Here is a 21,136-nt window from a genome sequence, read left to right as displayed (position 1 = left end):
GATCATGGCGCGTGCATTGGTGACTGGGGGATGCGGCTTTGTCGGCCGGCATCTGAGCGAGCGGCTGCTTGCCGAGGGAATGGACGTCGTCTCCGTCGACCTGCTGAAACCGGGGACCGGCGCGCTTGCGCCGTCGCAAAAACAGCTCGCCAACCGCCATTTCACCTTCCTGCAGGAGGATTGCCGCAGCTATTTCGACCGTAGCCGCGAGCATTTCGACTATGTCTTCCACCTCGCCGCCCTCGTCGGCGGACGCATGACGCTCGAGAACCAGACACTGCTCGTTGCCGAGGATCTGGCCGTCGATGCCGCGCTCTGGCGCTGGGCGGGCGAAAACCGGCCCGGCAATGTCGTCTATTTCAGCTCGAGTGCGGCCTATCCCGTCTCGCTGCAGACCTTCGAGGCGCAGACCATCCTCTCCGAGGACATGATCTCCTTCGACCGGCCGATCGGCGTGCCTGATCTCAGCTATGGCTGGACGAAGCTGACGGGCGAATATCTGATGAAGCTCTATGTCGAGCGCTATGACGGCCGCGCCGTCGCCTACCGCCCGTTCAGCGGCTATGGCGAAGACCAGGACCTCGCCTACCCATTCCCCGCCATCTGCCGCCGCCTGATCCGCGAACGCGGCGCCCCCGAAGTCTCCGTCTGGGGCAGCGGCCACCAGTGCCGCGACTTCATTCACATCTCCGACTGCGTCGGCTTCGTGATCGAGACAATGGACGCCATGACCTCGGGCGCGACCCTGAACCTCTCGACCGGAGACGCCACCTCCTTCATCGAACTCGCCGAACGCATCAGCCGCCAGCTCGGCTGGTCACCGAAGGTGAGCGGCACGGCAAGCCGCCCGGAAGGCGTGTTCTACCGCTGCGGGGATACGGCGCTGCAACGGGGGCTCGGGCTGGCGCCGAAGGTGAGCCTCGAGGAGGGGATCAGGCGGTCGCTGGAGTTTCATCGGGAGATGGAGGTGATGGCTTGAGGACGTGAGAGTTGCGCGGCGTGGTCCATACCCATATGCGGTGTCAAAATTCAGTTGTCGCATTCTAAAGGCAATGCCAACGGCTATTGGCTACAATCGCTTCTCACTGTTCAAGCTGATTTATTTCATTTCGCGCCTTCATAATACGAATTTTCTTTATCCTGCCATCGATTGCATCAACCGAAGTGTAAAGCAAGGCGACCGCTGATGCGAGATTGTCGCCAAGTCGGCGTCGGCGCGTGTATTGACTGATACTCGCCAACAACGTCTCAATTGTCTGGCGATCGGCATCATTGGTCAGCTCAAACGGAATCGAACGACCTGCCTCGAGGTCGAACGCACGTCCCGTCCCTTGGTTCGCGTTAAAACTTCCAATGCTGAACAGCTTGGCACGAATACCGTTGTTTATGACGTTTTCCCAAACGTAATTTTTCGTTGCTGGCGTCAATGTTGCTAGAGAATTTGGGGCGGCCTGTGTGATTTGTTGCAAGTTGATATTTATGACGCCATGATTGATGACATTGTGGCCAAGTCGGATGGCTGGTTCGGCAGCTTCAACTAGAGCCCCGATGTCGCCTGGCCGCGCATCCTCAAGTTCCGCCACCGCCTCCGGCAAAACTTCATCATCTTCGCCGCCGCTCACACGACGGTACACAACCTTAATAAGATCTGTAAGAAGATTTCCTGCCACACCGGCCGCGAGCCCTCCCACTATTGGCCCTCCAATCACGGCGGCGCCGTACCCGACCTCAAGAATAGTTTCAAAACTTCCGGGCTGTTGAGCGACTATGTTAAAAGTCAGAGGAACAGCGCCAAACTCTCGACGACGTACGCGTCCTTCAACGAGGAAATTTGAAATGATCAAAATTGATCTCGTCATTCCCTCCAATGACTTTGTACCATCGTAGGCGGGAATTTTATGCTGATCGGCCAAACCACCTTCGAATTTTATAGTAAGATACATTCATCCCCTCCCAAAATGCGCCACAACCATATAGGGAGATCAAGCTAGCGATTTCAAGCGCCGCCAAGCCTGTTAGTGCGCGTACGACACGAGCTCCATTGAGATCGAGCGCGTCACCCGCACCCCATCAACCCCTTGTTAAACCTTTATTGACCATAATCGCCGCTTAAGGCGCGGTATTGTAGGCGTTCATCGGGCCTCTGCTGCCTTTGTTCCCGCGTAAGACGGAGATGGTCATGATGGAATATGCGGCGGAAACGCGGGTGGTTGGGGAGCGCGAGGGGCTTGGCTTCCTTTCGGCGCTGGCGCGGCGTGCGGCCCGGGCTCTCGTGGCTGCGTTTCTGGCGGTGCCAGCCTTTCTCGGCTCCGAGGTTGGGGCGGCGGCCGAAGACCGGGCGCTGAAGCTTTATTTCACCCATACCGGCGAGAAGGCGACGATCACCTTCAAGCGCAACGGCAAGTTCGATCAGCGCGGGCTGACGCAGATCAACCGCTTCCTGCGAGACTGGCGCCGCAACGAGCCGGCGCGCATGGATCCGCGGCTGCTCGATCTCGTCTGGGAGGTCTATCAGAAGGCCGGCGGGCGCGATTACATCCATATCGTTTCCGCCTACCGTTCGCCCGCCACCAACAACATGCTGCGCACCCGCTCGCGGCTCACCGGCGTTGCCAAGAACAGCCAGCACATGCTGGGCAAGGCGATGGATTTCTATATTCCGGGTGTACAGCTTTCCAAGCTGCGCGGCATCGCCATGCAGATGCAGGGCGGCGGCGTCGGCTATTATCCGAAATCCGGCTCGCCCTTCGTGCATCTCGATGTCGGCCGGGTACGCGCCTGGCCGCGCATGTCGCGCCAGGAGCTGGCGCGCATCTTCCCAAGCGGCAGAACCATGCATGTGCCGGCGGACGGACGGCCGTTGCCGGGCTACAACCAGGCGGTGGCCGAATACAAGAAGCGCGGCAGCGTGAAGACCGTCGAGATCGCCTCGGCCGAGGACGATGAGGATACGGGCAGCAGCGCTACGCTTCCGAGCAAGCTGGCGACGGCGCTGGTGCCGACGCCGCGCAGCGTCCGGCGCGAGATCCCGATGCTGGCAGCGGCGCCTGTGCCGGAAAAGCCTGCTGCTGAAACCTTCACCAATCTTGCTTCGCTGAGCGTGCCGCTGCCGGCCTTCCGGCCGGGCAGCGAGAGCGCCGCGGCACCGGTCGATCCGGTCCAGACGGCGTCGATCGATCCCGTTGCTATCCGGCCCGAGATCCGTCCTTCCGTGCCCTCCTTCGGCGCCAGCGCGCTCGCCTCGCTGAAGCCGAGTTCGATGCCCGGCGCCCGGGCCGAGCTGATGGCAGCATTGCCGATGGCGAAGTCACCCGAGCTCGATGGCGGCGTTTCCGCCATCTCCGACGAGGCACTGATCGGCTGGGCGCTGCATGGCAATGGCCGCGAGCTCGGCATGAGCGCGCCGCGGATCATCCGACGGGCGATCATTGCCGATCACAGCATGGCCTACGAGGTCATGGACGACGAAGAGGAAACCGACGAAGCCGAGTTCGATGTTGACCGCTTCGGGTCCGATCAGGCAGGCTGAGGGGATGGGCGCGGATCACGCGCCCGCCTGCGCCCGATGACGGCGCCAGCCTGAATGGAGTTTGAGAATTGAGTACCGCTTTCGTCAAGGAAGAGAGCGCGGAAACGGCTGCGGAAACCCATCTGCCCGACCGCCCGATCTCGCCACACCCCAACCTCGTTACCGAAGCCGGCCTCAAGGCGCTGGAAGAGCAGCTGCAGCTGGCACGTGAGGGCGTGGAAGCCGCCGCCGGGATCGAGGACGTCAATGAAAAGCGGCGGCAGACCGCCATTCCGCTGCGCGATTTCCGCTATTTTGCCGAGCGCGTGCGCACCGCGCAGGTGATGCCGGCGCCCGCCTCGATCGACATCGTCGCCTTCGGCAGCAAGGTGACCTTCAGCCGCGATGACGGCCGGGTGCAGACCTACCGGATTGTTGGCGAGGACGAGGCGGATCCGAAGGCCGGGTCGATTTCATTTGTCTCGCCGGTGGCGCGAGGCTTGATGGGCAAGGGCGTGGGTGATCTTGCCATGGTCGGCGATCAGGAGCTAGAGATTACGGTGATCGCTTGAGGGGCGCCTCCAGAGAGGGACGTCATCCTCGGCCTTGAGCCGAGGATCTACGCAACCGTCTTACGCCGTGCCTGCCGTTGTGGATACTCGGGACAAGCCCGAGCATGACGGCGTAGTGGGTGGCTGCTTAGTGCGGGCACCCTGTCAGAGGCGGCCTACGCCGCTTCCTTCTCCTCACGATAGGGATCAAACCGGCCATAGAAGGTCTCGCCCTTGGCGGCCATGTCCTTCAGCAGCGGCGTCGGCTTGAAATGCGGGCCGTAGCTCGCCGCCAGCTTTTCCGCCAGTTCGACGAAGGCCTTGGCGCCCATGCCGTCGATATAGCTCAGCGCACCGCCGGTATAGGGCGCGAAACCAAAGCCGAGGATGGAGCCGACATCGGCCTCGCGCGGATCGGTGACGATGCCCTCCTCGACGGTACGCGCGGCCTCCAGCGCGATGGTGACGAGGAAGCGCTGCTTCAGCACCTCGACGTCCAGTTCATCGGCCTTCCTCTGCGGATAGAAGGTCTTCAGCTCCGGCCAGAGTGACTTCTTTGCAGGCTTCGGCGGGTAGTCGTAAAAGCCCTTCGAATTCTTGCGGCCGAAGCGGCCTTCCTTCTCGACCATGCGGGAGACAAGCTCCATGTGACGCGGGTCGATTGCCTTGTCGCCGAGGTCAGCGACGGTGGCTTTGAGGATCTTCAGCGACAGGTCGATCGCCACTTCGTCGTTCAGCGCCAGCGGGCCGACCGGCATGCCTGCCATCTTGGCGGCATTCTCGATCATCGCCGGCGGTACGCCCTCAATCAGCATGTCATAGCTTTCGGCCATGTAGCGCAGGACGCAGCGGTTGACGAAGAAGCCGCGGGTATCATTGACGACGATCGGCGTCTTCTTGATCGCGGCGACATAATCGAGCGCCACGGCAAGCGCCTTGTCACCGGTTTCCTTGCCGAGGATCACTTCGGTCAGCATCATCTTCTCGACCGGCGAGAAGAAGTGGATGCCGATGAAATCGGCGGGGCGCTTGGAGTTCTTCGCAAGACCCGAGATCGGCAGTGTCGAGGTGTTGGAGGCAAAGATCGCGCCTTCGGGCAGCACTTCCTCGACGGCCTCGATGACGGCTTTCTTGACGTCGCGGTCTTCGAAGACGGCTTCGATGACGAGGCCGGCATCCTTGAGATCGGCGTAGTCGGCGGAGGGCGTGATGCGGGCGAGGATCGCTACTGCTTCATCCTGCGTCAGCCGGCCCTTGCCAACCGAGTCCTTCGCCAATCCCTCACCTGTCGCCTTGCCCTTGTTCGCAGCGTCCATATCGCGGTCGATCAGCGTTACCGCGAGACCTGCGGCGGCCGAGACGTAAGCGATCGAGGCGCCCATGAAGCCAGCGCCGACGACGCCGATCTTCTTCAGCTCGGTCTTTGGCTGACCGGCCGGGCGGCGGGCGCCCTTGCCGAGTTCCTGCATCGAGATGAACAGCGAGCGGATCATCGAGAAGGCTTCGGTGGTCTGCAGCACCTGGGTGAAATAGCGCTGCTCGATCTTCAGCGCCGTATCGAAGGGTACCTGCAGACCTTCATAGACGCATTTCAGGATGGCGAGCGCACCGGGATAATTACCCGCCGTCTCGCGGCGCAGGATCGCCGGAGCGGCCGGCCAGAGCTGCGCGGCAGCAGGCGTCCAGATGCCGCCGCCTGGGGCCTTGAAGCCCTTCTCGTCCCAGGGGGCGACGGGCTTCAGGCCATCCTTGATCATCTGCTTGGCGGCCGGGATCAGCTGATCCGGCTCAACGACCTGATGCACGAGATTCATTGCCTTGGCGCGCGAGGCGGAAAGCGACTGGCCCGTCGTCATCATCTGCAGGGCGGACTGCGCATCGGCAAGGCGCGCGACGCGCTGCGTGCCGCCGGCGCCCGGGAAGATGCCGACCTTGACCTCGGGGAGCGCGATTTTCACCGACTTGGCATTCGAGGCGACGCGGCCGTGGCAGGCGAGCGACATCTCGAGCGCGCCGCCCATGCAGGTGCCGTTGATCGCCGAGACCCACGGCTTGCCGCAGGTCTCCAGCTTGCGGAACAGGCCGGTCATGCGGCCGACGAGATCGAACAGTTTTTGCGCGGCAATATCGGGGTTGGCGGCCTTCTCGTCGTTGTAGAAGGTGAACATCGCCTTGATCATCGACAGATCGGCGCCGCCGGAGAAGGTCGACTTGCCCGAGGTGATCACCACGCCCTTGACGGCGCTGTCGGCGACGGTGGCATCAACGATGGCGTTGAGCTCTTCCATCACCTCGGTGGTGAAGAGGTTCATCGACTTGCCGGGCATGTCCCAGGTGACAAGGGCGATGCCATCGGCATCGGTGGCGACGGTGAAATTCTGGTAATTGCTCATGGGGATTCCTCTTCCCTAAATTTCCCTGGACCGGCTTTCCCACCCTCATTCCTGTGCTTGTCACAGGAATCCAGCAGCGTCGCGTCCGCGACGCAAAGACTCTTTCAGCCCAAAGACTTGGGCTGGCTGGATCCCTGTGACAAGCACAGGGATGAGGGACGAGACGTCTTCATTTCTCAAACCCGCTCGATCACCGTTGCCGTGCCCATGCCGGCGCCGATGCAGAGGGTGACCAGCGCCGTATTCAGATCGCGGCGCTCCAGCTCGTCCAGCACGGTGCCGAGGATCATCGCGCCGGTGGCGCCGAGCGGATGGCCCATAGCGATGGCACCGCCATTGACGTTGATCTTGTCGTGGGCAATGTCGAAGGCCTGCATGTAGCGCAGCACGACGGCGGCGAAGGCTTCATTGAGCTCGAAGAGGTCGATATCGGCAAGCGACATGCCGGTGCGCTGCAACAGCTTTTCGGTGACGTCGACCGGGCCGGTCAGCATCAGCGCCGGATCGGAGCCGATATTGGCAAAGGCCTTGATGCGGCCGCGTGGCTTCCTGCCGAGGCTTTCGCCACCGGCCTTGGAGCCGAGCAGGACGGCAGCGGCGCCATCGACGATGCCGGAGGAATTGCCGGCGTGGTGGACGTAGTTGATGCGCTCGACCTCGGGGTGGGCTTGGATGCCGACAGCTTCGAAGCCGCCCATCTCGCCCGGCATCTGGAAGGACGGGTTCAGCGAAGCCAGCGCCTGCATGTCGGTGCCCGGGCGCATGTGCTCGTCATGGGCGAGGATCGTCAGCCCATTCTGGTCCTTCACCGGGATGACCGAGTTCTTGAAGTAGCCCTTCTCCCAGGCATTGGCGGCGCGCTTCTGGCTTTCGACAGCATAGGCATCGACGTCGTCGCGGCTGAAACCATATTTGGTGGCGATCAGGTCGGCAGAGACGCCCTGCGGCATGAAATAGGCCGGGAAGTTGACCGAAGGGTCCATGAACCAGGCGCCGCCGGACATGCCGAGGCCGACGCGCGACATGCTCTCGACGCCACCGGCGATAACGATGTCATCGGCGCCTTGGGCGATCTTGCCGGCCGCGAAGTTTACGGCATCGAGACCCGACGCACAGAAGCGTGAGATCTGCATGCCGGGCGCCCTGGTGGAATAACCGGCCTCGAAGGCAGCGGCCTTCGGGATCACCGCGCCAGCATCCATGACCGGATCGACGCAGCCCATGATGATGTCATCGACGGTGTTGGTATCGAGGCCGTTGCGATCGCGGATCGCTTCCAGCGTCTTGGCGGCAAGGCGCACGGACGGCACTTCATGCAGCGAGCCGTCTTTCTTGCCGCGGCCGCGCGGCGTGCGCACGTGGTCGTAAATGAATACGTCGGTCATTATTTCATCTCCCTCGCGGCGCCTGGCGCCGGTAAACCTAACTCCCTTCTCCCCGCGGGCAGAAGGTGGCCCCGAAGGGGTCGGATGAGGGGGCCAGGGCTCGGCCTTGCGGCCGTTCGCGCTTTGCGCTCACCCCCTCATCTGTCCTTCGGACATCTTCTCCCCGCTGGGGAGAAGGGAATCTCAGAATGCCTCGGCGGCCAGTTCCATCATCGTGTCGGCGCCGGTTTCGATGCGGGCCTTGCGCAGCGCCGTCTCAGGCATGATACGCTCCATGTAGAACTTGCCCGTGACGAGCTTGTTCTTCAGGTAATCGGCACGGGCGCTATCGCCATTCGCAAGCGCATCTTCGGCGGCCTTGGCCATCTTCGCCCACATGTAGCCCAGGACCACGAGGCCGAAGAGGTGCATGTAGTCGGTCGAGCCGGCACCGGCATTGTCGGGCTTGGCCATGGCATTCTGCATGAACCACATGGTTGCCGCCTGGACGTCGTTCAAGCCCTTCTTCAGGTGCTTGGTGAAGAAGGCGAGTTTCTCGTCGTTGCGGTTCTCCTCGCAGAAGTCACCGATCTCCTTGAACAGCGCCATGACGGCACGGCCGCCGTTGAGGCCGAGCTTGCGGCCGACGAGATCGAGCGCCTGGATGCCGTTGGCACCTTCGTAGATCATGGCGATACGGGCATCGCGGACATACTGGCTCATGCCGTGTTCTTCGATATAGCCGTGACCGCCGAAGACCTGCTGCGCCATGACGGCGTGGTCGAAGCCCTTGTCGGTCAAGACACCCTTGAGGATCGGGGTGACCAGACCGAGGATATCGTCGGCGGTCTGGCGTTCCTTGTCGTCTGCCGAACGGTGGGCGATGTCGGATTTCAGCGCGGTCCAGAGCAGGAAGGCGCGGCCGGCCTCGTTGAAGGCGCGGATTGTCATCAGCGAGCGGCGAATGTCCGGATGGACGATGATCGGATCGGCCTTCTTTTCCGGCGCCTTGGGGCCGGAGAGCGAACGGCCCTGGATGCGCTCGCGGGCATAATTAACGGCATTCTGATAGGCGATCTCGGAGATCGACAGGCCCTGCAGGCCGACGCCAAGGCGAGCTTCGTTCATCATCACGAACATGGCGTTGAGGCCGCGGTTCTCGGCACCGATAAGATAGCCGGTCGCCTCGTCATAGTTCATGACGCAGGTGGCGTTGCCGTGGATGCCCATCTTGTGCTCGATGGCGCCGCAGGAAACGGCGTTGCGATCCCCCGGTGCGCCGTCTTCCTTGACGATGAATTTCGGGACGATGAAGAGCGAGATGCCCTTGGTGCCTTCAGGCGCGCCCTCGATGCGGGCGAGCACCAGATGGACGATATTGCCGGTCATGCCGTGTTCGCCGGCGGAGATGAAGATTTTCTGACCCGAAATCTTGTAGCTGCCGTCGCCCTGCGGCACGGCCTTGGTGCGCAGCAGGCCGAGATCGGTGCCGCAATGCGGTTCGGTGAGGTTCATGGTGCCGGACCATTCGCCGGAAACCATCTTCGGCAGGTAGGTCTGCTTCTGCTCGTCGGAGCCATGGACGAGGATCGCGGCAATCGCGCCCTGGGTCAGGCCTGGATACATCATCAGCGACATGTTGGCGGCGGAGGTATATTCGCCGACGGCGGCGTGCAGTGTGTAGGGCAGGCCCTGGCCGCCGAACTCTTCCGGCACGGCAAGGCCGGTCCAGCCGCCCTGGCAATAGGCGTCGTAAGCTTCCTTGAAGCCTTTGGGGACGGTCACGGAGCCATCGTCGGCGCGCTTGCAGCCTTCCTGATCGCCCGAATAGTTCAGCGGGAAAAGCACCTCCTCGGCGACCTTTGCGGCCTCACCAAGAATGGCCTCGATCATGTCAGGCGTGGCGTCCGCGAAGCCCGGGAGATTGTTGTAACGCTCCAGACCCAGCACGTCGTTCAGCACGAAGAGCGTGTCGTTAACCGGGGCCTTGTAGACTGGCATCGTTCGAATTCCTCCAATTCGCAGACCGGACCGAGACCGGCACATGGCAGTGTCTTACAAAATATTGACGTTTGCGTAAACGTCAAATTCTGCATTCGCGCGAATTTGTGAAGATGCCGAGGCGATCCGGCTTCAACCTGAAAGCGCCGATACGTCAGTGAAGCTCGGCCGAGAGGGCGGACTGCCTGCGGATCACGTCGCTCATGGCTTTCAGAAGAGTGGAAAACTCCTCGAGCACCAGACCGAAATAGGCGTCATCCGTCTCCGCCAGAGCGCTGACGGAGGTGCAGGCGTTGAAGATCAACTTGTCGAGATTGTCGTTGCGGTCGAAGACGCCGTCGCAGAGATCGTCGTCGCGGAGCGTATGAAGCTCATCGACGATCTTGCGGATCAGCGAGCGGCGCTGCCAGCGATGCATGTTGACGATGTTTTTCTGCGCATGCCGGATTTCGGACATCAGGTCTGTAAACAAGAAATGGTCCCCGTGAGCTGGCTCACCATATCCGGCTTTTGTAACGCTATCGTGTGAGCCGCGGGCGCAGGCAATTTGCCATCAGCTCCTGCTTCGTGGCGAAGTGCCCGAACAGCTGAACGAGCTCGCGCTCCTGCTTCTTGTCCAACCCCTGTTTGCGGGCGAAATCGCTGACGCTCCACACTTTTCTGGCATCGAGCAGCGAGGTGATCTTGGGGTCGATATGCGAGCTCATGGGAATGCCCTCCTTCAAGGCGTCATATCAACGCGGAAGGCAGGGCCGGAGTTCCTGCTGGACACCGGTTTTTGAGCGTTATTCTGACGCAGGCAAAGCGGCAGCGAAATGTGTGATCACGCCCCGCTAAAGGCGAGCCTTCAGGCGCTGAGCGCGGGCTGCGCCAGCGGCGGTGCGGCCTTGGCAAATTTCTTCGCGCCGGCAACACAGGCAACGACGGCGAGCGTTGCCGCCAGCATGCCCCAGCTGACACTTTCCCCAAGCAGAGTTGCGGCGAGCACCAGACTGAAGAACGGCTGCAGCAGCTGCAGCTGGCCGACCCCGGCGATGCCGCCGAGCGCCAGGCCGTGATACCAGAAGATGAAGCCGATCAGCATGCTGAACAGCGAGACATAGGCGAGACCAAGCCAGGATGGGTTGCTTATAGAGGGAAGGGTCTGAGGCATGGCCACGACCGAGAGTACCAGCATGAGCGGCAGAGAGAGGACTAGTGCCCAGGAAATCACCTGCCAGCCACCGAGCTTGCGGGAAAGCCGCGCGCCCTCGGCATAACCGAGACCGCAAACGATGATCGCGGCAAGCATCAAGAGATCGCTTGGTGATATTGCGCCGTCGCTCTGGATCAGGGCGAAACCGGCAACGATGGCGCTGCCCAGGCAGGAGAACAGCCAGAAGACCGGTTGCGGCCGCTCGCCGCCCCTCAGAACACCGAAGATCGCCGTCGAGAGCGGCAACAGGCCGATGAAGACGGTCGAATGCGCCGAGGTGATATGTTTAAGCGCCAGCGCCGTCAGCAGCGGGAAGCCAACGACGACGCCGAGGGCAACGACGACGAGCGGCAGCAGATCACCACGCTGCGGGCGTTTCTCGCGAAACAGAAGCAGAAGCCCGCCAGCCAAAATGCCGGCGATCGCGCCGCGCGCGACAGTGAGGAACACTGGGTCGAAACTCGCCACGGCAACACGTGTCGCAGGCAGCGAGCCGCTGAAAATGAGGATCCCCACAAAGCCACTGAGCCAACCGGCTGCCGTTCTGTCCATCTGCATGCTCCTGTTCTCGCCTGCTATGAACCCGAGGACATGGCATTGCCAGCAACAGTGCGGTACAGTTCGCACAAACTGTTATGGACACGGATGCAGTACAGATGGATCAGGCGATCAAGAATCAGGAGAGCGGCAAGCGCATCGGCGCCGTGATGGCGGAGATACGCAGGCGGATTTCCGGGCGGGAACTGGTGGCCGGTTCGCGCCTGCCTTCGGTGCGCGCCTTCGCCAAGACCATGCATGTCTCCGCCTCGACTGTAGTCGAGGCTTACGAGCGGTTGGCGGCCGAAGGCCTTATTCGCTCACGCCCGGGATCGGGCTTTTACGCGTCAAGCCCACCAGCACCGCTGACTCTTTCCGATATCGGCCCGAAACTCGACCGGGCGATCGATCCGCTCTGGGTCTACCGGCAATCGCTGGAAGACAGCCCGGCCCTGCTGAAGCCCGGATGCGGCTGGCTGCCGGAAAGCTGGATGCCCGTCGATGCGATGCGAAAGGCGCTGCGGACCATTGCCCGCGGAGAGGATGCCGTTCTTGCCAATTACGGAACGCCGCTCGGCCAGCTTCCACTGCGGCAACTGCTGTCCCGGCGGATGAACGAACGCGGAATCCCGGCCTCCCCTGATCACATCATCCTGACGGAATCCGGCACCCAGGCGATCGATCTGGTCTGCCGGTTCCTGATTGAGCCGGGCGATACGGTCATCGTCGACGATCCCTGTTACTTCAACTTTCATGCGCTGCTGCGAGCCAATCGCGCCAGGGCCGTCGCGGTGCCGATGACACCGCATGGCCCCGATATCGAGGCCTTCGAACAGGCGATCGAACAGCACCGGCCGCGGCTCTACATCACCAACTCGGCCATCCACAACCCAACCGGAGCCACCTGCTCCGCCGTTGTCGCGCACAAGCTGCTTAAGCTGGCAGAGCGGGCCAACATGACAATCATCGAGGACGATATCTTCGCCGACCTGGAGCATGAACCCTCGCCGCGGCTGGCTGCTTTCGATGGTTTGGAGCGGGTCGTGCATGTCGGCAGCTTCTCGAAGACGATTTCGACTTCGGTGCGTTGCGGGTTCATCGCAGCGAAGCCGGAATGGGTCGAACCGCTGATTGATCTCAAGCTGGTGACGAGCATTGGCGGCGGCAGGCTCAATGCCGAACTGATACTGCTGCTTCTGACCGACGGCAGCTATCGCAAGCATCTCGATACGCTGAAGGTCCGGCTTTCCAAGGCCATGGACGACACGATCGGCCGGCTGGCTGCGCTCGGCATCGAGCCGTGGATCAGGCCCCGATCCGGGATCTTCCTGTGGTGCCGCCTGCCTGATGGCATCAATGCCGGAGACATCGCGCAGGCCTGCCTTGCCGATAATGTCGTGCTCGCTCCCGGCAATGCGTTTAGCCTGTCGCAGACATCGAACAGTTATTTGCGCTTTAATGCGGCGCAATGCGATGATCCGCGCATCTACCAATCGCTGGAGAGGGCGCTGAAAACGGCCCGTCAGATGCCTGCGATCAGGTAGCGGTCACGGCCCGCAGCCTTCGCTTGGTAGAGCGCGGTATCGACGACCTTGAGAAGATCGATACGGTTCGTCCCTGCTTGCGGCGCCAAGGCCCCACCGATGCTGAGGCGGGCAGAAACGGCCTGGCTCTCGACCTCGAAAGGCTGGCGGAAGGCCGCAACCAGCCGGTCGGCGACCGAGGATAGAGCGGCTGCATTCGGCGGATTGGGAACGAAGAGCGCAAACTCGTCGCCGCCCATGCGCACCGCGATATCACCTGCCCGGACGACGGCGCGGATGCGGTTTGCGGCTTCGCGCAGCACTTCGTCGCCAGCATGGTGGCCGAGACGGTCGTTGATGCCCTTGAAGCCATCCATATCGAGATAGAGAGCGCCGAAGGTCTGGCCTGCTGCAAGCGACCTGTCGAGTTCGCCATCGACCAGCGCCGCGAGAGCCGAGCGATTGTAGAAGCCGGTGAGCGGATCGGTCATCGCCGCAGCCCTGAGACTGGTTTCGGCAAGGCCCATGATCATGTTGGCCTTCTGCAGGCGGAGCAAGGCGCTTGCGACCAGCGCGAAGCGGCGGAGGCTGTCGATTTCGACTTCCGAGAGATCCCGCGGCCTGGTGTCGAGAATGCAGAAGGCGCCGACGGCGAGGCTGTCATCGGTTTCGATCGGCGCGCCGGCGTAAAAGCGAAAATGCGGATGACCCTCGACATAGGGCATGCGCGACAATTCCGGATGGCGCTGCAGGTCGGGGACGATGACAAGATCGTTGGCGTAGACGACGCGGGTGCAGATGGAGAGATCGCGCGAGCACTCGGCGAGCTGCATTCCGGCCTGGCCGGCGATCCGCTGCCAATCCTCGTCGATGATGTTGATGGCCGCAAAGGGCGTGCCGAAGACGCCGCGGGCGAGCTCGGCCAGGGCGGCAAGTTCCGGCGTCGGACTGCGGCTCGCGGCATTCAAGGCGCGAACAGCGAGCAATCTTTCAGCTTCATTGGCGGGGAGCCGGACAACCTGTCCCATTCCAAACCTCCGTCGTCAGTCACGAACTGCTTAAACATTATGCCATGGTTCGCGAACGCAAGTGCTGAAGTTCCACGAATGTTAACAAGGCCTTGCTGGCAGCAATCTCCGACAGCGGACATTGGCCCGGAAAGCTGGTAAACTTGAACTGCACTTGCAACCGGAGGAGCGCATGGACGACCATCGCGCCATTGCAGATCTCATCGCACGCCAGTTTGCCCATCTGAGCTGGACTTACGGTGCTGGGCCGGATGCCGATGGCTTCATGGAGGACTTCCATCCGGATGCCCAGCTATTCGCATCGACGCGCCCGGCAAGAGCGCAGACGGCAGCCAAGTTTCTCGAGCGCATGGAAGGCCTGTCGCAAACCTCCCTTCGGGCCTTTGCCGAGCGCTGTCCTGCAAGCAAGATCCTGGTTTTCGGCAATATCGCCGTCGCCGTTGCCAGTTGCGAGGCGATCGAGAATGGACGGGATCGCAGCAACAATGTCGAGATGATGCTGCTGGTGAAGGGCAGTGACGGCTGGAAGATTGCCGCCCAGGCATGGGACCGGGTCCCCGCCGGCGACGACTTTCCGGACTGGCTTTCATAACCGGCTGTTGCTTCCGCCGACAGACGCGTTACATTTCGCTGGCTAACCGAAGAATGAGCTTGGGAGGAGCGATTTCATGAGACGCATGTGGCCTGAGGAATTCAATTTCGTTCTCAAGGATGCGGAGGAAGTGGTGCTGGACCTTCCAGCGGTGACCCACGAGGATGGGACGCATGGCGCCGCCACCCGTCGCAACGCGCTGAAGGTTCGTATTCCACAGGAAGACTACGAGCGGATCTGGCCTCTGGCCGAGGCCCGTTATCGCCTCGACGGCCGATTTGCCGGCAAGGCGATTACCCTGATCACCACCAACCCCCATTATCACGCCTGGCATCCGGCCGACGGCGGCAGCGCCGACCTGACGTCGGATAGCGGCAGGCACTACACGACGAAATATGTCGTCGTGCATTTTCTCCTCGATGACGTCAGGGAGGTAGCGGCGGCCTGAGGCCGCCCGCCCTTACGCTTCGTCGAGCGCCAATGCCAGATCGGCGATCAGGTCGTCGGGATGCTCGATGCCGATCGACAGCCGGATCGTCGATTCCAGTACGCCGATGCGCTGACGCACATCTGCCGGAACGCCTGAATGCGTCATCGTTGCCGGGTGAGAGGCCAGGGATTCCGTTCCGCCGAGGCTGACGGCGAGCTTGAAGATCTTCAAGGCGTTCAGGAATTTGAACGAGGCCGGCTGGCCACCCTTGATGTCGAAAGAGAAGGTCGAACCCGCGCCGCTGCATTGCGTGGCGAATGTCTGCCCAACCGGCGACTGCGCGTCATTGTAGGGCAGATAGTGAATCCGCTCGACCTTCGGGTGATCGCGCAGGAAACCGGCAACCGCCTCGGCATTGCTGTTTGCCCGCTCCATGCGGATCTGCAGCGTTTCCAGCGACCGCCCGAGCATCCAGCAGGAATGCGGATCGAGCTGCGTGCCGATGGCACCGCGTAGCGCCTTCACCTGCTTCATCACAGCCTTGCGGCCAAGGGCGGCACCGGCGATCAGGTCCGAGTGCCCGCCGACATATTTTGTCAACGAATAAAGCGAGATATCGGCGCCATGCTCGATCGGCCGCTGGAAGACCGGGCCGAGCAGCGTGTTGTCGCAGGCGACTATCGGGGTGTGACCCTGCTTCCTGCCGATCGCATCGGCGACGCGGCGGATCATTGCGACATCGACCAGGCTGTTGGTCGGATTGGCCGGCGTTTCGATCAGAATGACCGAAACACGGCCTTTGGCCATGGCCTCTTCGGCTGCTGCCTCTACCGAGGTTTCGCTGACACCATCAGCAAATCCAACGGCCGAGACGCCGAGATTGAGGAAGGTCCGTGCGAGCAGCGTTTCCGTGCCGCCGTAGAGTGGCTGGGAGTGGAGCACTGTATCGCCGGGGCGAACGAAGGCCAGCAGCGTCGTGGCGATCGCCGACATGCCCGATGAAAACAGCACGCAGCTTTCCGTCCGCTCATAGACGGCAAGGCGATCTTCGACGATCTCGCTGTTCGGGTGGTTGAAGCGCGAATAGACGAGACCAGCTCCCTTGCCTTCCGGCGGCTCCTTGCGGCCGGAGACATAGTCGAAGAAGTCGCGGCCATCTTCGGCGGACTTGAAGACGAAGGTGGAGGTCAGGAAGACCGGCGGCTTGACGGCGCCTTCGGAGAGTTCGGGATCATAGCCATAATTCAGCATCTGGGTTTCCGGATGCAGGGCATGATTGCCGATATGGGTTCTCGAAGGGTGCGGCGCAGTCATCGGATGTCTCCTCGATCGATGTCACGGTTTTCGCACCGCAAATTATATCAAATGCGGCGGCACTTTCTTGCTATTTCGCGCGGTATGATGTTCCACAGAGCAACTTATTGCGGAGTTTCATCAGCATGACGCAGAAAATTGCCGACGAGATCGATCGCCGTATCCTCCGGGAGTTGGCAGCCGATGCACGTATCACCAACAACGAGCTGGCCGAGCGCGTCGGGCTATCGGCTTCCGCCTGCCTGAGGCGCTTGCGGCGGCTCGAGGAGACCGGCGTGATCAAGGGTTACACGGCGCTGATCGATCCCGCCGTCGAGGGCTGGACGATGACGGCGATCGCCTCGATCCGGCTCAGCCGCCAGCACGAGGACGAGATCCAGATGTTCGAGAATGCAGTACGCGGCTGGGACGAAGTACTGGAGTGCCACCTGGTCACCGGCTCGAAAGACTATGTGCTGAAGGTGATGAGTGCCGGGCTTGAACAGTACGAACGTTTCATCAAGGACAAGATCGCCAAGCTGAAATGCGTCGATACGATCGAGACGAGCTTCGTGATGAACACGATCAAGGCGCGGCGCTCCTAAGCCCCGGAAAAGCGCAGCAAAGATCCAAACGTTAAAAAATTCTCACGCAAGTTAACGGGTTGTTTACCACGTTTCGTGAAAGATGCGCGGTGAGCAGTGGTAATCCGCATTCCTTTTTCAAGTCTCGCGTTTCTTCGGAATGCCGCTACGCCGTCCAGCTTGAGGAAAGTCTAAAAAACTAAACTCGGATGTACGGTCTCTCAAGCCAATAGCCGAACCCTGACGAGGGTTGAGGCAGACGAAGCGAGCAAGAAGATGAACGGATCGCGATCAAATTCTCCCCGGAGCCCCGAAAGGTCGTCTCTCGACGCGCTTAATCGCACGATCGAAGGCCTGGAGGCGCGCATCGAAGGACTGATGGGCGGCAATGGCCCGCGCGACGTTGCGCCGCGCAACGCGCCGCCGGAGCGTGACGCCTATGTGCGATCCTACGAGCAGCCGCGACCGGCCTACGCCGCTCCCGCAGCAGCACGTCCCGATCCGCTCGCCGAAATCCGCCAGCGCCAGCGCATGCTGGAACAGGGACGCGAACGCGCCGCCGCCGAACGCGCAGCAGTTGCTGCCGCCTACCGTGAACCGGCACCCGCGATCCGCGCTCCGGCACCGGCCGCAGCGCCGGCTCCCGCCTATGGCGCCTCCAGCGACACGATGACGGAGATCGCCCAGGCGCTCGTCAACCTGCGCCAAGATCTCAAGCGCGACATTTCCGAAGGCGTGACCCGCGAGATGAGCGCGCTGCGGAGCGAGCTTCGCGACCTCAAGTCATCGGCGCAGGACCGCCGCTTTGCCGACGACATCCGCGAAGACATGGGCCGCCTGGCCGAGAGCATCGACCAGCTGTCGCACCGCTCTGCCGGTCCGGAAGCTGCGGGACTGCGCAGCGAATTCGACGAACTGCGCTCGCTGATGGACGGCCTCGCCCGCGAAGATTCCGTGCGTCACATGGAAAGCCGCTGGGATGGTTTCGAAAACCAGCTGCACGCGCTCGACACGGCGGGCCTGCAGGAAGAGCTGGTGACGCTCGCCTACCGCCTTGACGATATCAAGCGCCACATCGGCGGCATGGGCGAAAGCCCGGCCGTGCGAGCACTCGAAGACAAGCTGATCTCCATTGCCAGCGCGATGGAACAGTTCGGCAGCATGATCCAGCCGCATGACCGGGCAATGTCCGAGCAGTTCGCGGCAATGGATACGCGCCTCGACGAAATCAGCCGTGCGATCGCCGCCAGCAGCCGCAATGCCACCAGCGGCGATCCGGCGCTGATGCACCGCCTCGAGGGCCGCCTGAACGCGCTGGCCGAACAGATCGACCTGATGGGCCGCAGCGTCGAGAGCCGCTCGAACCCTGCCGATGGCATGGCCGACCGGCTGGAAATGCTGACGCGCCGCGTCGAGGAACTGGCAAACACCAAGGCAAGCTCGCGCCTGGACGAACGGCTGGAACAGCTGTCCTACATGCTGGAGCGGACCCACAAGGCCGCTGCCCAGCCTGAACTGAACGGCGCGCTGGCCGATATTTCCCGCAAGATCGATGCGCTCGAAAGCGGTGCGGTCAACGATGTTCTGGCGGAGCGTCTCGATTATCTCGCCCGCCGTATCGACCAAATTGAAATGCAGCCTGCGCCGGTGGCCCAGGCGCCTGTTGACGACAGCGCCTTCCGCCGTATCGAGGGCCGCCTTAGCGACATCGCCGCCCGGCTGGAAGAAAGCACGGCGGCACCGGCAACCGACTCGCGAGCACTGAAGAGCCTCGAAGACCAGATCGCCAATCTCTCCGCACTGCTGCACGAACCGCGCGGCAACGAGGGACTGTCGATCGATCTCGACCGTCGCATGGGCGCGATCGAAGATTACATGGCAACGAGCGACGAATATATCATCGAAGCCGCACGCCAGGCCGCCGAAGCGGTGGTCGACGCCTATTCCCGCAATGGCAACCTGCAGGCAGGTTCCGTTCCTGCGGCCGACATGTCGGCCCTGAACGCCCTTGCCGCCGATCTTCGCCAACTCGAGGATCTGAGCCGCAGCGGCGAGGAACGCACCCACAAGACGTTCCAGGCCCTGCATGAAACGCTCGTCCACATTGCCGACCGGCTTGACGATATGGAAACGCGCAACAGCAGGCCGGCTGCGCGGATGCCGGCCGCCAACGCCGATTTCGAAGTCGATCCCTATTCGCTGATCCCGGCTGGCGCCGAGGCCGAAAGGCCCGCGGTGTTTGGAACGAAGACTGCCGCTGCCGCACCCGTTGCCCGCGCCGTCAGCGAACCGGCTGCGCCGCAGCCGATGCAGCCTCCCGTCAGCCACACCAGCGCAATCGCCATCGAGGCCGCTACCAAGCCCGCCGCTGACGCCAAGCAGAGCAAGAGCCTGTTCCTGGCGCTCGGCAAGAAGCTGATGCCGGGCAAGAAGGCGCCGAAGGCTCAGGCCGGCGAGCGCACCATCATCGATCCGGTCCCGTCGATCGATCCTGTCGATGTCGTGCCGTCCGAAGAGGCCAACGAGCTGCTGGAGCCGGGCTCCGGCGCCCCTGACGTCAAGAAGATCCTGGAGCGGGTTCGCGCCAGCCAGAGTGCAGCGCGTGCCAATCCAAAGCCCGCGACCGAAAACGATCGCGCCGACTATATCGCGGCCGCCCGCCGCGCGGCACAGGCTGCCGCAATCGAATCCGACCCGAAGGCACAGCCGGTCAAGGGTGAGAAGAAAGCCAAGGCTCCGAAGCCTGCCGGTGGCGCGAGCTCGTTCTCGCGCTTCCGCCGTCCGCTGCTTCTCGCCGTCGGCGCCGTTCTTCTGGCGATCATGGCGTTCCCGCTTGCCCGGACGCTGACATCCGGCCAAAGCGCACCGCCAGCCGAAGTGGCCGTGCTGAGCGATGCCACGCAGACTCCAGCAACGGCCGACACGTCGGCTGCTCCGCAGGCCGATGCACCTGTAGCCGCCCAGAATGAAGCACCGGCTGCTCCCGAAGCTGCGCCTCAGGCCGCCGTTCCGCCAGCTGCACCAACCGAGCACCTGACCGATGCGGCACCGCTCGACGGCGAAGGCGCTGCGACCCTGACCCCGGGCGCCCCGACGCAGGACGCCACGGCCTTCGCGCCGAAGGATGCCCCGGCCTCGACCAACGTAGCGCCGGCCCAGCCGGGCCTGACCATTCCTGACGTGATCCAGCCGGCGGCACTTGCCGACGCGGCGCGCGCTGGCGATGCGCTCGCCCTGTTCGAAATCGCTGCCCGTTACAGCGAAGGCCGAAACGGCGTGACGGTCAGCGAAGCCGATGCCGTCAAGTGGTACCAGCTATCTGCGGACAAGGGCTTTGCCCCGGCGCAGTACCGCCTCGGCAGCATCTATGAAAAGGGTACCGGTGTCGCCCGCGACATCAACAAGGCCAAGGACTATTACGAGCAGGCGGCCAACCAGGGCAATGCCAGCGCCATGCACAATCTTGCCGTGCTCTACGCCTCCGGCGCGCTCGGACAGCAGGATTATGCGACGGCGGCGAACTGGTTCACCAAGGCTGCCAATCTCGGCATCACCGACAGCCAGTTCAACCTCGCCATCCTCTGCGCCCGCGGCAATGGCGTGACGCAGGATCTCGGCGAGAGCTACAAGTGGTTCGCGATCGCCGCCAAGGGTGGCGACAAGGACGCTGGTGCCAAGCGCGACGAAGTGGCCAAGGCGATGAAGCCTGCCGATCTCGACAAGGCGCGCGCCACCACCGACGCCTGGAAGCCGCAGCAACTCGACAACAAGGCCAACGGCATCGACGTGCCTGATGCCTGGACCGGCAAGGGCACCAGCACCTCCAGCGTCGACATGAAGAAGGCGATCCGCAACATTCAGGCGATCCTGAACAATAACGGCTTCGACGCCGGTACGCCTGACGGCGAGATGGGCGCCAAGACCGTCTCGGCAATCAAGAGCTTCCAGAAGTCGATCGGCCAGGATCCCTCCGGCAAGATCAACGACGACACCGTCAAGGCTCTGCTGGAGCGCAACGCCAAGAACGCCACCAAGGCATAACGCCGGCGTAAAAGCGTGAAATCGGAACGGCCCTTTTGCCTTCGCCGCAAAAGGGTCGTTTTGCTTTTGGAGTTTCGCCACCGTGATTGATTGCCA

General features: G+C 62.4%; 17 protein-coding genes. 8 read left to right on the top strand and 9 right to left on the bottom strand.

The window, feature by feature from the left end:
- The first annotated feature begins 4 nt into the window (after positions 1-4).
- Positions 5-979: an NAD-dependent epimerase/dehydratase family protein gene (locus AC1DNK_RS02295; protein WP_477939119.1), complete on the top strand. Its 975-nt coding sequence runs from the start codon at positions 5-7 to the stop codon at positions 977-979.
- A gap of 103 nt (positions 980-1,082) precedes the next feature.
- Here AC1DNK_RS02295 and AC1DNK_RS02290 read toward each other — a convergent pair whose 3' ends face one another.
- Positions 1,083-1,943 (bottom strand): DUF7946 domain-containing protein, encoded by an 861-nt coding sequence (locus AC1DNK_RS02290; RefSeq protein WP_477939116.1) that lies wholly within the window; start codon positions 1,941-1,943, stop codon positions 1,083-1,085.
- Positions 1,944-2,173: 230 nt separating this feature from the next.
- Between AC1DNK_RS02290 and AC1DNK_RS02285 the strand changes: the two genes are divergently transcribed.
- A complete protein-coding gene (locus tag AC1DNK_RS02285) occupies positions 2,174-3,529 on the top strand; it encodes a peptidoglycan L,D-endopeptidase MepK (protein WP_477939115.1) in 1,356 nt (451 codons plus the stop codon).
- A gap of 68 nt (positions 3,530-3,597) precedes the next feature.
- Positions 3,598-4,080: a transcription elongation factor GreA gene (gene greA, locus AC1DNK_RS02280; protein WP_477939113.1), complete on the top strand. Its 483-nt coding sequence runs from the start codon at positions 3,598-3,600 to the stop codon at positions 4,078-4,080.
- A gap of 155 nt (positions 4,081-4,235) precedes the next feature.
- Here the strand turns inward: greA and AC1DNK_RS02275 are convergent, their stop codons facing one another.
- The 6 genes from AC1DNK_RS02275 to AC1DNK_RS02250 form a co-directional block, all read right to left on the bottom strand.
- Positions 4,236-6,452: a 3-hydroxyacyl-CoA dehydrogenase NAD-binding domain-containing protein gene (locus tag AC1DNK_RS02275; RefSeq protein WP_477939112.1), complete on the bottom strand. Its 2,217-nt coding sequence runs from the start codon at positions 6,450-6,452 to the stop codon at positions 4,236-4,238.
- Between the two features lie 176 nt (positions 6,453-6,628).
- Positions 6,629-7,837: an acetyl-CoA C-acetyltransferase gene (locus AC1DNK_RS02270; protein ID WP_477939111.1), complete on the bottom strand. Its 1,209-nt coding sequence runs from the start codon at positions 7,835-7,837 to the stop codon at positions 6,629-6,631.
- Between the two features lie 183 nt (positions 7,838-8,020).
- Positions 8,021-9,817, bottom strand: a complete 1,797-nt coding sequence (locus tag AC1DNK_RS02265) for an acyl-CoA dehydrogenase C-terminal domain-containing protein (RefSeq protein WP_477939109.1) — start codon at positions 9,815-9,817, stop codon at positions 8,021-8,023.
- A 154-nt stretch (positions 9,818-9,971) separates the two neighbouring features.
- On the bottom strand, positions 9,972-10,289 hold the full coding sequence (locus AC1DNK_RS02260) for a hypothetical protein (RefSeq protein WP_148194269.1): 318 nt from the start codon (positions 10,287-10,289) through the stop codon (positions 9,972-9,974).
- Positions 10,290-10,335: 46 nt separating this feature from the next.
- A complete protein-coding gene (locus AC1DNK_RS02255) occupies positions 10,336-10,524 on the bottom strand; it encodes a hypothetical protein (protein ID WP_112387526.1) in 189 nt (62 codons plus the stop codon).
- A 140-nt stretch (positions 10,525-10,664) separates the two neighbouring features.
- Positions 10,665-11,564: a DMT family transporter gene (locus tag AC1DNK_RS02250; protein WP_477939108.1), complete on the bottom strand. Its 900-nt coding sequence runs from the start codon at positions 11,562-11,564 to the stop codon at positions 10,665-10,667.
- Positions 11,565-11,647: 83 nt separating this feature from the next.
- Here AC1DNK_RS02250 and AC1DNK_RS02245 point away from each other — a divergent pair, with 83 nt between their 5' ends.
- Entirely contained in the window at positions 11,648-13,093 is a 1,446-nt protein-coding gene (locus AC1DNK_RS02245; protein WP_477939107.1) for an aminotransferase-like domain-containing protein, read from the top strand.
- Here AC1DNK_RS02245 and AC1DNK_RS02240 read toward each other — a convergent pair.
- A complete protein-coding gene (locus tag AC1DNK_RS02240; RefSeq protein WP_477939106.1) occupies positions 13,072-14,100 on the bottom strand; it encodes a GGDEF domain-containing protein in 1,029 nt (342 codons plus the stop codon). The two genes, AC1DNK_RS02245 and AC1DNK_RS02240, sit on opposite strands and share 22 nt — an antisense overlap.
- Positions 14,101-14,272: 172 nt before the next feature.
- Between AC1DNK_RS02240 and AC1DNK_RS02235 the strand changes: the two genes are divergently transcribed.
- Together AC1DNK_RS02235 and AC1DNK_RS02230 are read left to right on the top strand one after the other, a co-directional pair.
- Complete coding sequence (locus tag AC1DNK_RS02235) at positions 14,273-14,692, top strand: Cif family virulence factor (protein ID WP_477939105.1); 420 nt, start codon at positions 14,273-14,275, stop codon at positions 14,690-14,692.
- Positions 14,693-14,768: 76 nt separating this feature from the next.
- On the top strand, positions 14,769-15,140 hold the full coding sequence (locus AC1DNK_RS02230) for a hypothetical protein (protein ID WP_112387523.1): 372 nt from the start codon (positions 14,769-14,771) through the stop codon (positions 15,138-15,140).
- A 12-nt stretch (positions 15,141-15,152) separates the two neighbouring features.
- Here AC1DNK_RS02230 and AC1DNK_RS02225 read toward each other — a convergent pair whose 3' ends face one another.
- Entirely contained in the window at positions 15,153-16,436 is a 1,284-nt protein-coding gene (locus AC1DNK_RS02225; RefSeq protein WP_112387522.1) for a cystathionine gamma-synthase family protein, read from the bottom strand.
- A 125-nt stretch (positions 16,437-16,561) separates the two neighbouring features.
- Between AC1DNK_RS02225 and AC1DNK_RS02220 the strand changes: the two genes are divergently transcribed.
- Complete coding sequence (locus tag AC1DNK_RS02220) at positions 16,562-17,020, top strand: Lrp/AsnC family transcriptional regulator (protein WP_112387521.1); 459 nt, start codon at positions 16,562-16,564, stop codon at positions 17,018-17,020.
- A gap of 255 nt (positions 17,021-17,275) precedes the next feature.
- Positions 17,276-21,040, top strand: coding sequence for a peptidoglycan-binding protein (locus tag AC1DNK_RS02215; protein ID WP_477939104.1), 3,765 nt, complete (start codon positions 17,276-17,278; stop codon positions 21,038-21,040).
- The last annotated feature ends 96 nt before the right edge of the window (positions 21,041-21,136 follow it).

Source organism: Rhizobium sp. 01N424 (assembly GCF_056399485.1).
Note: the sequence above shows the minus strand (reverse complement) of the source record. Positions and strands in the feature narration are given on the sequence as shown.